The organism is Stappia taiwanensis (assembly GCF_014635285.1).
GTDB lineage: Bacteria > Pseudomonadota > Alphaproteobacteria > Rhizobiales > Stappiaceae > Stappia > Stappia taiwanensis.
Window position 1 is genome coordinate 108266 of sequence record NZ_BMCR01000001.1, and the last position, 15212, is coordinate 123477.

The 15212-nt window shown below is 65.6% G+C and carries 11 protein-coding genes; 8 read left to right on the top strand and 3 right to left on the bottom strand.

Going from position 1 to position 15212, the window contains the following annotated elements:
* Positions 1 to 460 precede the first annotated feature (460 nt).
* Positions 461 to 895: a nucleoside diphosphate kinase regulator gene (rnk, locus tag IEV83_RS00420; RefSeq protein ID WP_181758297.1), complete on the top strand. Its 435-nt coding sequence runs from the start codon at positions 461 to 463 to the stop codon at positions 893 to 895.
* A 426-nt stretch (positions 896 to 1321) separates the two neighbouring features.
* On the opposite strand, the gene IEV83_RS00425 is transcribed toward rnk, so the two are convergent.
* From IEV83_RS00425 to dsrO, 3 genes are read right to left on the bottom strand one after another with little or no spacing between them, the layout of a single operon-like run.
* Complete coding sequence (locus tag IEV83_RS00425; protein ID WP_181758298.1) at positions 1322 to 4408, bottom strand: molybdopterin dinucleotide binding domain-containing protein; 3087 nt, start codon at positions 4406 to 4408, stop codon at positions 1322 to 1324.
* Positions 4401 to 5561, bottom strand: a complete 1161-nt coding sequence (gene nrfD / locus IEV83_RS00430; RefSeq protein ID WP_181758299.1) for an NrfD/PsrC family molybdoenzyme membrane anchor subunit — start codon at positions 5559 to 5561, stop codon at positions 4401 to 4403. The genes IEV83_RS00425 and nrfD overlap by 8 nt, the downstream gene beginning before the upstream one ends.
* Positions 5542 to 6321: a sulfate reduction electron transfer complex DsrMKJOP subunit DsrO gene (gene dsrO, locus IEV83_RS00435; RefSeq protein ID WP_181758300.1), complete on the bottom strand. Its 780-nt coding sequence runs from the start codon at positions 6319 to 6321 to the stop codon at positions 5542 to 5544. The genes nrfD and dsrO overlap by 20 nt, the downstream gene beginning before the upstream one ends.
* A gap of 568 nt (positions 6322 to 6889) precedes the next feature.
* On the opposite strand from dsrO, the gene IEV83_RS00440 reads away from it, so the two are divergent.
* From IEV83_RS00440 to IEV83_RS00470, 7 genes are all read left to right on the top strand, one after another.
* Complete coding sequence (locus tag IEV83_RS00440) at positions 6890 to 8053, top strand: LysR family transcriptional regulator (protein WP_181758301.1); 1164 nt, start codon at positions 6890 to 6892, stop codon at positions 8051 to 8053.
* A gap of 120 nt (positions 8054 to 8173) precedes the next feature.
* Positions 8174 to 9556, top strand: a complete 1383-nt coding sequence (gene ertD / locus IEV83_RS00445) for a hydantoin-5-propionate amidohydrolase (protein WP_181758302.1) — start codon at positions 8174 to 8176, stop codon at positions 9554 to 9556.
* The gene (locus IEV83_RS00450) at positions 9553 to 10782 is read left to right on the top strand and encodes a Zn-dependent hydrolase (protein WP_181758547.1); all 1230 of its coding nucleotides are present in this window, start codon (positions 9553 to 9555) and stop codon (positions 10780 to 10782) included. Before ertD ends, IEV83_RS00450 begins: the two co-directional genes overlap by 4 nt.
* Before the next feature lie 21 nt (positions 10783 to 10803).
* Positions 10804 to 11904, top strand: coding sequence for a thiohydantoin desulfurase (gene ertC / locus IEV83_RS00455; protein WP_181758303.1), 1101 nt, complete (start codon positions 10804 to 10806; stop codon positions 11902 to 11904).
* On the top strand, positions 11897 to 13555 hold the full coding sequence (gene ertB / locus IEV83_RS00460) for a thiourocanate hydratase (RefSeq protein WP_181758304.1): 1659 nt from the start codon (positions 11897 to 11899) through the stop codon (positions 13553 to 13555). The genes ertC and ertB overlap by 8 nt, the downstream gene beginning before the upstream one ends.
* 69 nt (positions 13556 to 13624) lie before the next feature.
* Positions 13625 to 14638 (top strand): type 2 periplasmic-binding domain-containing protein, encoded by a 1014-nt coding sequence (locus IEV83_RS00465; protein WP_181758305.1) that lies wholly within the window; start codon positions 13625 to 13627, stop codon positions 14636 to 14638.
* Positions 14639 to 14655: 17 nt separating this feature from the next.
* A complete protein-coding gene (locus tag IEV83_RS00470; protein ID WP_181758306.1) occupies positions 14656 to 15210 on the top strand; it encodes a TRAP transporter small permease in 555 nt (184 codons plus the stop codon).
* Positions 15211 to 15212 lie beyond the last annotated feature (2 nt).

Below are 15212 nucleotides of genomic sequence, written 5' to 3' on the forward strand. Positions count from 1 at the left end.
CCGGCCCGCGGAGGGCGGAATCGGCAGACCAAGGCGCGCGTTGCAATGGGCAATTGACACCCCGTGTCGCCGTGCCTATCTGTTTGGGTATGTTGGTCCACGCAGATCATTTTCGATTTCTTCTGCTGACCCGCCCCTTCCCCCGGGCGGCCTAGGCGTATTTGCGCCTGTCTTACCCCCGGGGCTTCCTTCCATTTTCGAGCTGAACGGGTGACTGGCCGGTCACCGGGAACATGTCATCTGCGGGCCGGCGAAGGACGTTCGGCTTTCCCCTGATATCCCTGATTCCGCTCTTCGACCGGTCGTTCCGCCGGAAACTCTGATTGAAGTCCGGCTGCTGTCGCAGATGGCGGCCATGGACCCGCAAATGCACTTCATTGCACGCCGGCTGCGCCGCCGCCGATCTGATCCACTCGTTCCGTTCCTGTCCCTGGCCACTGGCCTTCCAAGGAGACTTCGCATGACCACTGCAGCCAAGCCGCGTCGCCCGTCCGGGCGCCGCCCGAAAATCACCCTCGGCGAGGAGACGCTGGAGCGCCTCGAAGCACTTGCCGAGGCGGCCATGGCGCGCAACCCGTCATTGGCCGAACGCCTTCTTGAAGAGATCGACCGCGCCCGGGTGGTGCCGCAAAAGCGCCTGCCGGCCAAGGTGGTGGCGATCGGCAACAAGGTGACCTACCACGACGAGACGACCGACCAGGAGCGCACTGTCACACTGGTGTTCCCGGATGATGCGGATATCGACCGGCAGCGGATTTCGGTGATGACCCCGATCGGCGTCGCGCTCATGGGCCTGACCGAGGGCGCCTCGTTCCACTGGGATACGCTGGATGATCACCGGCGGCGGCTGACGGTTGTCCGGGTCGAACCGGGCGACACGGATGCGAAGGACTGACCCATGATCCGGACGACAGGAGCCCGTGCGGCTGCACTTTCTTCGCCCGGAGTTGGCTGCCCCTGATGTGACAGGCGTCGGGGTGCCTGCTCCGGGATCGGCGAACCCGTTTGTGTCCAGTCCTCAGGAGCCCCCGATGAGCTCGTTGTTTTCCCGTTCGGTCTGTGTTCAGTGCGATGCGGTGTTGCCGCGCGCCGCGTTGTTACGCTGCCCCTTGTGCAGCCATCCCGTCAACCGGGCCGCCGCGCCCATCCGCACATTTTGCAGCCAGTGCGATCGACCGCTGCCGCGCGCCCATGCGGGGCATTGCCCGGCCTGTAGTGCTGGTTGAGGAAAGCGTCCGACCGAACGAGAAACGGGCCGCCAATCGGCGGCCCGTTTTGTTTTTCCATTTGCCGAAGGGGCAGGGCCCCCTGACCGGCAAGGTCACACGGCGCTGATCCGCACCGGCAGGCCCTGACGGACGGAAGCGCCGGAGACCGGCTCCAGCCAGGTGCCGAGGGTCTTGCGCGTCGGGTCGGCAAAGCCGAGATCGTTGATGTTCACACCAGCGGCGATCCACGGGTTGCCGGGCACCGTCTCGCCGTCGATGACATGATCCCGCGCGCCCAGTTCGGTATGGCCGAAGCTGTGCTCGATGCCGATGGCCCCGGGCATCACGCCCTTGGTGACGATCGCCAGACCGCGCAACCGGCCACCCGGGCTTTCGACCAGGATTTCCGCGCCATGGGCAATGCCAAGCCGTTCCGCGTCGTCGTGATTGACCAGGATCGGGTTGTACGGCTTGATCATCCGCAGCCGCTCAAGCCCGACCGAATAGCTGTTCATCACGTTCGACTTGTAGGAGAACGCCAGCATTGGCCAATCGGCCTCGCCGAAATGGTCGCGCATGGCGGAGCCATCGGCCATGGCCGGACGCAGGAAGCGGGCGGTGCCGAACAGCCGCTTGCCGGTCATGCTGTCGATGCAGGTGCCGACCTTCTCGTTCCAGACGCAAAGCGTCCGCTTCCACGGGTTGCCGAGCGCTTCGCCATCGCGGGCCTTGTCGAAGGTCTGGTAGCGGCCGCCACGGGAGTAAAGATGCGCGACGGGACCGCGTTCCTCCGCCGGAAGCGTTGCCTCGATCTCCGGCAGCAGCCGTTCCAGACCGGAAAAGCGGATGTCATCCTCGCTCGCGTCCGGCAGCGGCTTGCCCATGAAGGCGATGTTGGCCGCCGCACGCAGGTAGAAGTCCTCCGCCCGGTTCAGCGGATGGGTTCCGCCCTCAGCATCGGTGATGGCATTGTCGCCGAAGCCGTCGAGGCCGAGCCGCTTGGCCAGCTTGATGAAGAAGCTCTCCATGCTGACCGGCTGGCCATCGGCGGTCTTCGCCTGGCGCGGCTCGACGATCGGCCAGCAGGCGGTCGTCATCTTGGTCAGGTTGCCGGACCAGGCGCCGGTGAAGCCCCACACCTCATACATCACCGAATCCGGCACGATGTAATCGGCATAGGTGTTGGTCTCGTTGATGAAACCATCCACGGCGACATAGAGCGGCAGGACCTTCGGGTCGCGCAGCTTGTCGGCGATCAGCGTCTTCAGCCCGGCCTGACCGTAGATCGGATTGCACATCACGCCGATCATCGCCTTGATCGGATAGGGATACCCGTCAATGGCCGCCGTGATGTGATCGGTCAGAACCGGCGGGGCCAGCCGGCGCCAGGGCGCGCGGGCGGGGTAGGGGCTCTTGCCTTCCGCCTTCAGCCGCTTGAACTCGCTGGTCTTCTCATAGGGAAACCGCGAGCGGGACAGGAACACGCCCTTGGGCTTGCGGGCGCCCTTGAAGCCGGCCAGGTTGTAGCGCGGCCCCTTGCCGGCGCCATTGAACTTGCCGCCGCCATGGGCGCTGCCGCCGGTGTGGTTGACGTTGCCGACCAGCACGTTGAGCAATTGCAGGGCGTAGGCGGAATAAAAGCCCGCGCCCGACATCATGCCGCCGTGGCAGTCCACCGCCGCCGTGCGGCCATGCTCCTTCAGCTTGCCGGCCATGTGCTGGAGCTGCTCCACCGACACGCCGCATTCGCCCGCCATCTCCTCAAGCGGATGGGACAGCGCTTCGTCGCGCAGGAGGCGCAGCGAGCTGCGCACATCGACGCTGTTGCCATCGGCCAGCGTGACCTTGGCATCAGTGAAAAGCTCCGCGCGCTCCACCGTGTTCGCCGGCACGATCGCGCCGGTGGCATCCATGACCATCGGCGCGTCGTCTTCCGCATCCGCCGGCTTCAGGCCGAGATCGGATTCGCGCAAGAAAGCCCCGGCGCGCGGATGATCGTCGCTGGTAATCACCAGATGCACGGCGTTGCTGTGCGAGGGCTCACCCGCCGCCTTGGCCGCAGCGGCGTTCGGGATCGCCAGATACTCCGCCGCATAGCCTTCGGTTTCGAACAACAGGCGCATCAACGCCATGCCGAGCGCGGTGTCGCTGCCCGGACGGATCGGTACCCAGTTGGCGCGCGGACCGGCGGCACGGGCGACGGAGGCGTTCAGCGCCGGATCGACAACGATATACTCCAGCGTCTCGTCAACACGGGCCTTCGACAACAGCCGACCCTGACGCTTGAACGGGTTGCCCGCCTGGGACGGTGCCGTGCCGATGAACAGGCCGAAGGTGGCCTTCTCGAAGTCCGGCTTCAGATGCGCGTTCTTGGCCAGGTCGTTCATCATCGCGCCGGCGCCCATGCGGAAGGCAAGGCCGCAGTAGGAGCCGTGGTGACCGTAGTTGCGGGTGCCGAATGCCTTGTCGGAGAAGCGGCGCAGCACGGCCGAGCGGCCGTAGTCGGTTGCTTCCATGACCAGCAGCTGGTTGGTCTTCGGCCCGTATTCGGGGTTTTCCGGGTCGAGCGGCGTGTCGTAGTCGTTGATGGCCGCCAGGCCGTCCACATGGCCTTCGCCGAACAGGTCGCCGCCCTCGACGATTTCCTCGATCAACTGTTCGAAGCTGATCGTCTCCCACTTGCCTTCGCCGCGCTTGCCGGCGCGCTTCAGGCACTGGGTGATGCGGTGCGGGCTGGTGATCTGGGCGATCATCGCATTGCCGCGCGCACAGGTGGTCGAGCGCGCCGCCCAGCCCTGATCCTGAAACGCGGTGGTGCGCAGCAACGCGTCCTTGACCGGCAGGGTCTCATCCGCGTGCTCATCCGCCGACAGCGGGTTGAACGGATTGCCGACCGAGCGCAGCACGGTCTCGGAGCGATTGTCGATCCGCACCCGCACGCCGCATTTGGTCGTGCAGCCATAGCAGACGGTGAAGGCGACGCGCTGGTCCGGGTTCGGCGTGACGTCGCCGGTCTCCAGATCCACCCGGTATTCCGGATCGAGCGCATTGCCATAGACCGGATGCTTGGGCTTCTCGCCCGAACTGCCCGTCAGGCCCTTGGCCATGCGGGTCAGGGGTTCGGAATAGCCGGCGGCAAAGGTGGCCGCACCGGCAGCGATAGCGCCGCCCTTCAAGAGATTGCGACGTGTCTTATCCATGGCTCGCGGCTCCTTTCGCCGAGTAGTCTGGGGTCGTGTCCGGTGCGTCCGCGGCGGTGCCGCCGAGGGCCCCGCGCCAGGGCACGAGCATGTCGATGACGAGGATCAGCGCGATCCACAGGCCGAAGGTGCCGACCACGCCGAGCCAGCCGCTGGAGCCCCAGCCGACGGTGTATTCCAGATAGCCGGCGGTCTGCTTCTGCACGGTCTGCACGTCCATCAGCACGACCCAGCGGGCCATCCACGCAAGGTGCAGGGCGACAAGACCGACAATCCAGCTCCAGCCGCGCTGCGGCTTGCGCCACAACAGGAGAAGGCAACCGAGGGTGAGGGCGGTGCCGACGCCCAGGCCCCAGGCGGAGGTGGAGCGCCATTCGGCACTGTGTCGGACCGAGCGCAGCGCGGCGGCGACCGAGCTGTTCTCCATGTAAAGACCTTCCAGCACCCACATCAGGGCAACGCCGGCGGTGGCCACGGCGGCGGCGGAGACCACCCAGAGCATGTTGCGGGCGGTGTCGGGATCGCGCGGGCCGGCGATGCGCGAAAGCAGCAGCACCAGACCGCCGGCGCCGATGAGCCCGGTGGTGGCGAAGAACGGCAGCAGCCACACGGTGTTCCACAGCGGTCGTCCCTTGACGATGGCGACCTCGCTGCCGGTGTAGACGGCGATGCCGAGCGACAGCGCGGTGGTCGCCAGCGCCAGGGTGACGACGAGAAGGCGCGGGGTCTGCCAGCTTCCCAGCGTCACCAGCCGGGCGATCATGCCGAAGAGATCGCCGCGTTGACGCCAGACCAGCATCGGCTCGCGCCAGACCAGCCAGGCCAGGGCGATGATGGCGAAGACGAAGGGCGGCAGCATCAGACTGCCGATCGACATCCAGGACCAGGGGGTGAAATAGGCATAGAAGTGCCAGAATCGCAGCGGCTGGTGCAGGTCGGCCAGCAGTGCGATCGGCGCGACGATTGCCGTCGTCATGGCGCCCAGCATGGCAAAGCGCGCGGTTGCCTTCCAGCGGGCCGCGCCCAGAAGACCGGGCAGGGCAAGCCACAGCGACGCATAGGCCAGCGCGATCATGAAGAAATACTGCACGGCCCAGGGGTACCAGGCGATCTGGTAGCGCGGGGCAAGGATCTCAATGACCGCTGAATTCATAGTGCAGCTCCTCGTTGTCCTTGCCGTGGATGTCCCAGATCGAGGCGAAGGCCTCGGGCCGGTCGATGAACCGTTCGTCCATCCCCAGATAGAAGACGTGCGGGCTGGTGCCCTTTTCCGGTTGCAGCACTTTCAGCTCGCCGTGATGCTCGGCGACCATCTTGGAGATCGTGCTTTCCGGGTCGTTGAGGTCGCCGATGATGCGGGCGCCGCCGACGCAGCTTTCCACGCAGGCCGGCAAAAGCCCCGCCTCCAGCCGGTGGGTGCAGAAGGTGCACTTGTCCGCCGTCTGGGTCTTGTCGTTGATGAAACGCGCGTCATAGGGACAGGCCTGAACGCAATAGGCGCAGCCGACGCAGCGCTCGGCATCGACCACGACGATGCCATCTTCCTGCTGGTAGGTGGCCTGCACCGGACAGACCGGCACGCAAGGCGGATTGTCGCAATGGTTGCACAGGCGCGGCAGGAAGAAGGTCGACATGTCGCCCGTCTCCGGATCATCGACCTCGTATTGCGAGACGATGGTGCGGAACTTGCCGAGCGGCGCGTCGTTTTCCAGATGGCACGACACCGTGCAGGCCTGACAGCCGATGCAGCGGCGCAGGTCGATCAGCATGGCATAGCGTTTGGCGGGGTCGCCGCCGCGGCGCGGTGGCTGTTCGTTGATGGCGGCCTCCGCAACGGTGGCCAGCGGCACAAGGCTCGCTCCGGCGGTAAACCGCGCGAGCTGTCCCATGAACATCCGTCTTGCAAGATCCATGTGACCTCCAGAGTGACTGGCATGCCGGCCCGTGCCGTCCGGAATCGAAACGGTCGTCGCGCCAGCGCAAATTTCGCTGCGCTGAAACTAGGCAGCGGCGCTGTGGTGCGATTTGATCGAGGTCAAAAACCTAAAATAATCAGTTGGTTATGAATTTTGCGCATGGGAGGGTATCTCGAAATGCAGGGCTTGGGCCCTTCTGTCGCAAGGGAAGAATTCACGATGGTCCGCCTCCTGAAGGAATTTCTGTATGAATGCTGTGGAGGCGGTCTTTGCCGATGGAATATCGCTCTTTCCGCTTCGGTGCTTCGACAGGTTTCAAATGGACCAAGCGACGCATATTGGCGGAGGGACTTGCACGAGGGGGAGGGAGTTCGTTTCAGGATCTTTGGCGAGGAGATCTACAACTTCTTTAAGTGCGGGGCGGGAAAACGCGGCGCTCAGCCTCCCGTATCGCGTATTCCCTTTTTTAGGGTTCAACTTCAGGGCGGTGGCGCTGCTGGCCGATCTGGTGTCGCTGGGGCTTGTCCGTCTGTCCTGGCCGGGAAATTTGGGATAAGCCTCGCCGATGCGTCTCCTGACAATCATTCTGGGCGATCTTGTGCTTCGCGAAAACGGGGTTCGGGCCGCGGCGCGGATCAGCGGAGCGCCGGTGTCGACCGTTGCGTCGGCGTTGGCGCGGCTGGAGGCGGAGCTTTCCCTCCAGTTGGTGCGCCGGGGTGGGGGCGATCTGGCGCTCTCGGTCCAGGGCGAACAGCTGCGCGGCAGCCTGGAACGTATCAGCACCCTGTGCCGCCGGGTCTACCGGCTGTCGCCCGACGATTCTCTCGCGGCGGTTCTTACAACGCCCGTCACCCTCGAGGCTCTGTTTCGCCTGGCCGGCGTTCTGCGCGCCGGCAGCATCCGCAAGGCGGCGTTGGAGATGCAGCTCGGTCAGCCGCAACTGACCCGGACGATCACCCAGATCGAACAGCGGCTGGGGCGCGTGCTGATGGAGCGCGGCAGTCACGGTGTCACGCCCACGGCGGAGGGGCTTGCCCTGATCGAGGTCATCGACGAGCTGCAGGACCGCTGGTCGTATCTCAGCCGCACTTCGGACAACCGGTTCGAACGCGGGGTGCGCGGCCGGTCGCTCGGTTCGGTCATCCCTTCCGGCAGCCAGAGCGAGATCGCGGAGGTTTTGGCCCGCATTTCCATCCGCTGGCTCCAGCGCTTCCCCGTGCCGCTGTTCATTGCTTCGGCGACGGCGGAGGAATTGATGACCGGTCTCGATGAAGGGCGCTACGATGCCGTGCTTCTGGACAGCGGAACGGTGGAGAACCGCTACCGCTGCGTGCCGATGCTGGCCGGACGGCTTGCGCTTTATGGACAGGATTTGCCCGACACACTGGCCTGTCCCGAATTGATGGAGGCGCTGTCCCGCGCGCCTCTCGCCCTGCAGAGCCTGCGTAGTGGGTTGCGCCAGAAGACGACGCAATTCCTGGATGATTTTTGCGGCCCCGACTGGCGCTGGAAGATCCGCCTGATGGAGATAGATTCGGTGCCGGTGACCCTGAACGCCGTGCTCTATCAGGGGGCGATCTCGGTTCTGCCGGCCTCGCTGCGCCTGCCGGCGGGGGCGTGCGTCAAGCGTCTTCTGCTACCGCCCGACTATCTCCAGACCCTCTCGCTGATCTCCCGGCATGACGCGCGGAGTCAGCGTTTTGTCGAGCAAATTCAAGAGCTTTTCTAAAGACACGCAGCGCTCTTCAGCGTGAGCGAAACAGCGCATCATCTGTCCATGTTTTGGGATATGCCCCTTTTGCGCATCCCTCGCTAGCGTTTTGTCACACAAGACGTGAGGGGGGACATCATGTCCGATTTTGATCTGGTGCTGCGCGGCCGCGTCGTTCTGACGGACCGTGAGGTCGAGGGTGGTTTCGTTGCTGTACGCGACGGCAAGGTCGCCCTGGTGGGCGAAGGCAGCGCCCCGGCCGCGCGTGAGCGGCACAACCTCGGCGCGGCGCTGATCCTGCCCGGTGCGGTCGACGCCCAGGTGCATTCTCTGTCGCAGAAAGGCGCGGAAGGCTTCGCCGCCTCCACCGCCGCCGCCGCTGCCGGCGGTGTCACCACCATCGTCGACATGCCCTATGACGAGGGCAATCTGGTCTGCTCCGCCGAAGCGGTGCGGCGCAAGGCGGATGAGGCGGAGGCCGAAGCCCGCGTCGATGTCGCGCTTTATGGCACGGTCGATCCGGCCGAGGGCCCGGCCCGCGTTGCCGAGCAGGCAGAGGCCGGCGTCGCCGCCTTCAAGTTTTCAACCTTCGGCACCCACCCGACCCGGTTTCCCCGCATTCCGCCGGCGCTGCTGATGGCCTGTTTCGCGGAAGTGGCCAAGACCGGTCTGGCCGCCGGCGTGCACAATGAAGACGATGCCTTCGTGCGCGAGGCGGTTGCCGCCGTCGAGGCCGCCGGGATCACCGACTGGCGCGCCCATGGCCTGTCTCGCCCGCCGATGACCGAAATCCTCGCCATGTTGCAGATTTACGAGACCGGGGCTGCAACCGGCTGCCCGGCGCATGTGGTGCATTGCTCGCTCGGGCGCGGCTATGAGATCGCCCGCCGCTATCGCGCGGAGGGCCATCACGCCACTGCCGAATGCTGCATCCACTATCTGACGCTCGATGAGGAAAATGACGTTGCGCGGCTTGGCGGCAAGGCCAAGATCAACCCGCCGATCCGTCCGCGTGCCGAAGTCGAGACCCTGTGGCGCCATGTGGCGACCGGCAACATCTCCATGGTTTCCACCGATCACGTGAGCTGGTCGGAAGACCGCAAGACCGATCCGGAGATGCTGAAGAACGCCTCCGGCGTGCCGGGGCTGGAAGTGATGGTTCCGCTTTTCGTCAAGGGCGCGCTGGAGCGGGGCATCTCGCTGACCTGGGCGGCCCGGTTGATGGCGGATAATCCTGCCCGCCATTTCCGCCTCGATCATGCCAAGGGTGGCATTGCCGTCGGGCGCGATGCCGACCTCACGGTTCTGGAGCCGGTCGCCCGTGTCTATGACGCAGGCGCCAGCCGTCATTCGCTCGCCGGCTGGTCGCCCTATGATGGGATCGAACTGCCTTGGACGACCGCCGCAACCTGGCTGCGCGGCCGGCAGGTCTTCGACGGCACCACGGTTTGTGCGGCGCCGGGCACCGGTAATTTCGTGCGGCCCGACTTGCCCCTTGGTCTGCGCAAGGCGGTGCACTGATGCGCAATCTCCGGGTCGACGCCAACCGTATTCAGTCCGATCTTGAGGCGCTTGCCGCGATCACCGATCCCGGCCGCCCCTGGACCCGTCGTGCCTTCTCGCCCCGTTTCGACGAGGGGCGGGGGTGGCTTGCCCGCCGCTTCGCGGAGGCTGGTCTCACCGTCTCGCACGATGCCGGTGGAAATCTGATTGGCCGGCGTGCCGGCAGCGCCGGCGGGCTGGGCACGATCCTGCTCGGCTCCCATTCCGACACCGTGCCCGATGGCGGGCGTTTCGATGGTGTCGCCGGCGTGGTGGTCGCCCTTGAAGTAGCGCGAACCCTGGCGGAACGCGGTCATGAGCTGCGTCACGATCTCGGTATTGTCGACTTTCTTGCGGAGGAAGTGTCCGTCTTTGGCGTGTCCTGCATCGGCTCGCGCGCCATGGCCGGGGTGCTGCCGGCGGACTGGATGGGCCTCACCCATGAGGGGCGGACGCTGGAAACGGCGATGCGCGACGTCGGCGGCGCGCCGGAGGACATCGCCGCGCGTGATGATATCCGCGCCTTTCTGGAACTGCACATCGAGCAGGGGCCCGTTCTGGAAGACAGCGGCTGCGATCTGGGCATCGTCACCGCCATCGCCGGTATCACCCGCGTGGAGATCGTGCTGACGGGCCGCCCGGATCATGCGGGCACCACGCCGATGACTGGACGCGGCGACGCATTGGTCGCCGCCGCCGGTCTGGTCTCCGCCATTGAGGCGGAAGCCCGCGACCGCGCGGCGCAGGGCAGTCATTTCACCGCCACGGTGGGTGAGTTCTCGATGGAGCCCAATGCCGCCAATGTCGTGCCGGGCCGGGTGCGGATGCTGATCGATGCCCGCGCCGCCGACCGGGCGCAAATGCTTGGTTTCCTCGACTGGATCGATGCGCGCTGCGCCGCATTGCCCGAAGCCATTGCGGTGGAGGTGAGGCGCCTGTCCGACAATCAGCCGACGCCGATGGATGGCGCTTTGATCGACCGGCTGGATGCCGCCGCCGACCGCTGCGGTGCGCGCCACCGCCGGATGGTCTCCGGCGCCGGTCACGATGCTGCCTTCATGGCGCGGATCGCGCCGGCGGCCATGGTTTTCGTCCCCTGTCTCGGGGGGCGTTCGCACTGCCCGGAAGAATGGGCCGAAACCGCCGACATCGCGCTAGGCGCGGAAGTTCTGGCCGAAACCGTTATCGCCCTGGACCAGGGCTGAGATCTAACGAGAGGAGAGGAAATGCGTCGTACCTTGACCGAAAAGGACGTCGAACCCGCCGTACGCGGCGGCTCGGTCTATGCTGCCGGTGGCGGCGGCTGGGCGGATCATGGCCGCAAGCTTGGCTATGCCGCTGTCGGCGCCGGAGCGCCGGAGCTGGTGTCCATTGATGAGTTGAACGACGATGATTGGGTCGCCACCGCCGCCGCTATCGGCGCGCCGGCCAGCACCACCCCCTGGGAAATGCGCGGCGTCGACTACGTCAAGGCCGTGCGGATGCTCAACGAAGCACTCGGCACGCCGGTGTCTGGCCTGATCGTTGGCCAGAACGGCAAGTCCTCCACCCTCAATGGCTGGCTGCCGTCCGCGATCCTCGGCTGCAAGGTGATCGACGCGGTTGGTGACATCCGTGCGCATCCGACCGGCGACATGGGCTCGATCGGCATGGCCGGCTCGCAGGAACAGATGATCCAGACCGCCGTCGGCGGCAATCGCGAGCAGAACCGCTACATCGAACTGACCGTGCGCGGCGCCACCGCCAAGGTCTCGCCGATCCTGCGTACCGCCTCGGACATGTCCGGCGGCTTCATCGCCAGCGCCCGCAATCCGTTGCGCGCGTCTTACGTGGCGCGCAATGCCGCGCTTGGCGGCATCTCCATGGCGCTCGATCTGGGCCATGCGATCCTGGCGGCCGAGCCGAAGGGCACGGCGGCGGTGATCGACACCATCGTTGAGCAGACGCGCGGCGCGATCCTGATCGAGGACGTCGTCACGAAGAAGAACGTCGTCTACACGAACGAAGCCTTTGATGTCGGCACCGTCGTTGTCGGCTCGGGCGACAAGGCACTGACCCTCCATGTCATGAACGAATACATGGCCATCGACGATGCCGGCGGCAATCGCATCGCCAGCTTCCCCGATGTCATCACCACCTTGTCGACCGACGCCGAGCCGCTCTCCGTCGGACAGCTTGAGGAAGGCATGCGGGTGCACATCCTGCACGTTCCGAAATCGGTGATCCCGCTCGGCGCGGGCGTGCTCGATCCGGCCGTCTATCCGTCCGTCGAAAAAGCCATGGGTATTGAACTCGCGAAATACGCGCTGGAGCCGTCGAATGCCTAAGCCCAATCCCCGTCACCCCGACTTCCCGATCCCCGGCGGGCCCGAGCGCCGTGCCCGGACCTGGCGTGCGGAAGGCTTGCTGAGGCTGATGGAAAACGTCCTGGCCGTCGGCGAGGCGCCGGAAAAGCTGATCGTCTATGCCGCGCTCGGACGCGCCGCGCGGACCTGGCCGGCCCATGACGCCATCGTCAAGGCGCTGCTTGAGATGGAAGAGGACCAGACGCTGGTGATCCAGTCCGGCAAGCCGGTCGGTCTGCTGCGCACCCACAAGGATGCGCCCATGGTGATCATGGCCAACTGCAACCTGGTCGGCCAGTGGGCGAAGGCGGATGTCTTCTACGATCTGGAGCGCAAGGGCCTGATCTGCTGGGGCGGGCTGACCGCCGGCGCTTGGCAGTATATCGGCTCGCAGGGCGTCATTCAGGGCACCTACGAGATCTTCATGCGCATTGCCGAGCGCCGCTTCAAGGGCAAGCTGGAGGGCCGCTTCATCCTGACCGCCGGTCTCGGTGGCATGGGCGGTGCCCAGCCGCTGGCCGGGCGCATGGCCGGGGCTGCGATCCTGTGCGTCGACGTGGATGCGGAGCGAGCCGAAAAGCGCCGCGAAATCGGCTTCCTCGATGAAATTGCGACGGATCTGGACGACGCGCTGGCGCGCATCGAAGCGGCGCGCGCGGAAGGCCGGGCGCTCTCCGTCGCTCTCGTTGGCAACGCCGCCGAGGTCTTCCCCGAGATCGCCGCGCGCGGCATCACCCCGGACATTGTCACCGACCAGACCAGCGCCCATGATCTGGTCTATGGGTATGTGCCCGCCGGCTATGACCTCGATCGTGTCCGCCGCCTGCGCGAGCAGAACCCGGAAGAGCTGATCGAGGCGGGGCGCGAGAGCATCACCCATCATGTCCGCGCCATGCTGACCTTCCAGGAGCGGGGCGCGGAGGTGTTCGACAACGGCAATCTCATCCGCACCCAGGCCAAGGAGGGTGGCGTGGAGAATGCGTTCTCGATTCCGATCTTTACCGAAGCCTATCTGCGTCCGCTGTTCGCCCGTGCCATTGGCCCGTTCCGCTGGATGGCGCTGTCGGGCGAGGAAAGCGACATTGCCCGGATCGACGATCTCCTTCTGGAGATGTTCCCGGACAACAAGATCGTCACCAACTGGATCAGGCTTGCCCGCGAGAACGTTCCCTTCGAGGGATTGCCGGCGCGCATCGCCTGGCTCGGTCACGGCGAACGCACGGAGCTTGCCAAGGCGGTCAACCGTCTGGTCGCCTCCGGTGAACTGGCTGGCCCGATTGCCTTCTCGCGCGATCATCTCGATGCCGGCGGCATGGCGCACCCCAACATCATGACCGAGGGGATGCGGGACGGATCGGACGCCATCGCCGACTGGCCGTTGCTCGATGCCATGGCGCTGTGCTCCTCCGGTGCGGATCTGGTCGCCATTCACTCCGGCGGCGGTGGATATGCCGGATACATGACCTCCGCCGGCGTGACCGTGGTTGCTGACGGGACGGAAGACGCCGATACCCGTATCGACCTGTCTTTGACCAACGACACGGCGCTCGGCGTCATCCGCTATGCCGATGCCGGCTATGCGGATGCGCTCGACGAAGCGCAAAAGAAGAGCGTCGGACACATCAGAACCTGAGTTCTGTCCGCTCCGGCCGGCTTTCTGGCCGGAGCACCTTCCACCAATAAACAGCACAAGGGGAACACCATGCTGGCACTGCGCAAACTGAAACTGGGAAGCCTCATCGCGGCCGCTGCACTCACTCTGGCCAGCCCGGCCATTGCCGAGGAGCAGGTGACGCTGAAATACTCCTCCTTCCTGCCGGCCACGACGGTCAACAATGCCCTGTCCGCCAAGGCATTGATCGACAAGGCTGCGGAACTGTCCGACGGCACCTTGAAGATCGAGCTTTATCCGGGCGGTTCGCTCGTCTCCGGCGGCGAGGTCCAGCTCAAGCTGGTGCAGGACGGGGTCGCCGATATCGCCGAAATTCCGCTGCCCTATACCCCGGGCCGCGTCACCGGCCTCGACGTGTTCGAACTGCCGGGCCTGACCTCAAGCAATTCCGACGGCGCACTCGCCAGCCTCGCCCTGATCGAGCAGGGGTTGATCGGCGGTATGGACGGGCTGATCCCGCTCGGCATGTTGCAGTCCGGTCCGTACTTCATTCATCTCGCCGAACCGATTGAGAAGCTGTCCGATCTGCGCGGCAAGAAGCTGCGGATCTCCGGTCAGATGCAGGCGCAGATCGTCGCCCGTCTCGGTGCGGTGCCGGTCTCCAATATTCCCGCCACCGCCCTGGCCGAAAACGTCAGCCGCGGCCTGATCGACGGCGCGCTGGTCGACACCGGCAACCTCTACAACTTCGGCGTCGGCGATCTTCTGACCTATCACGTCACCAATCTGCCGCTTGGTGCGTTCGCCGTGCTGTTCGGACTGTCGGAAGACAGCTACGAGGCGCTGCCGCCGAAGGCCAAGGCCGCCATCGATCAGCTCAAGGGCGAGTGGTACACGACCGAGCTGGGCAAGAACATGGACGGCCAGACCGCCGATGTCATGGCGCGGCTGGAAGCCTCGGACGCCCATCACTTCATCGAACTGTCCGAGCGCGACCTGACCAAGGCCAAGACCGTGCTGAAGCAGGTCGAGAAGCAGTGGCTCGCGCGGTCGGACAAGAACCCCGACATTCTTGCGGCGGCGCATGCCGCGCTCGGCAAGTGAGAGGCGAACCACTCCTGGTGAGGCTGGCCAACGCGATCGCGGTGGTCGGCCTGACCGCCTTGCTGGCGGTGACGGCTCTGGTGCTGCTCGATGTGTTGCTGCGCTCGAGCGCCGTCCTCGCCTTGCGGGACAGCTGGCCGCCTCTGGACATGTGGTTGCTGGAACATGGGTTCGACGGGCTGTCCGACCTTTACGCACCGTTGGGGATCGTCGCTGTCGCGGCCTGTTTCCCGGCGATGCTGGTCACCCGCTCGGCGATCACCGTGCGCTTCCTCACCCAGACCTTTCCCTGGCGTTTCCGGGAAGCCTTCGAGGCGGTCGGGGCCGCCATGCTGCTGGCGATGTTTGGCCTGATGGCCTGGTGGACGAGCGAATACGCGCTCGACCTCTGGCACTCCGGCGAGACGACCTGGCTCTTGGAAATCCCCCGCTGGCCGGCCTTTGCCATCACCTGTGTCTGCCTCTGGCTCGGCGTCGTCATTCAGACGGTCGTGGCCCTCCGGCAGGTGGCGGTGGTTTTCGCCAAGGTCGAACCGCCCACCCTTCCGCCAAGCGTTAGCGAGATCGAGTAGCC

Excerpts from the sequence above, each read along its gene's own strand:
- rnk (WP_181758297.1), top strand. The coding sequence starts at position 461 with ATGACCACTGCAGCCAAGCCGCGTCGCCCGTCCGGGCGCCGCCCGAAA.
- IEV83_RS00425 (WP_181758298.1), bottom strand. The coding sequence starts at position 4,408 with ATGGATAAGACACGTCGCAATCTCTTGAAGGGCGGCGCTATCGCTGCC.
- nrfD (WP_181758299.1), bottom strand. The coding sequence starts at position 5,561 with ATGAATTCAGCGGTCATTGAGATCCTTGCCCCGCGCTACCAGATCGCC.
- dsrO (WP_181758300.1), bottom strand. The coding sequence starts at position 6,321 with ATGGATCTTGCAAGACGGATGTTCATGGGACAGCTCGCGCGGTTTACC.
- IEV83_RS00440 (WP_181758301.1), top strand. The coding sequence starts at position 6,890 with ATGCGTCTCCTGACAATCATTCTGGGCGATCTTGTGCTTCGCGAAAAC.
- ertD (WP_181758302.1), top strand. The coding sequence starts at position 8,174 with ATGTCCGATTTTGATCTGGTGCTGCGCGGCCGCGTCGTTCTGACGGAC.
- ertC (WP_181758303.1), top strand. The coding sequence starts at position 10,804 with ATGCGTCGTACCTTGACCGAAAAGGACGTCGAACCCGCCGTACGCGGC.
- ertB (WP_181758304.1), top strand. The coding sequence starts at position 11,897 with ATGCCTAAGCCCAATCCCCGTCACCCCGACTTCCCGATCCCCGGCGGG.
- IEV83_RS00465 (WP_181758305.1), top strand. The coding sequence starts at position 13,625 with ATGCTGGCACTGCGCAAACTGAAACTGGGAAGCCTCATCGCGGCCGCT.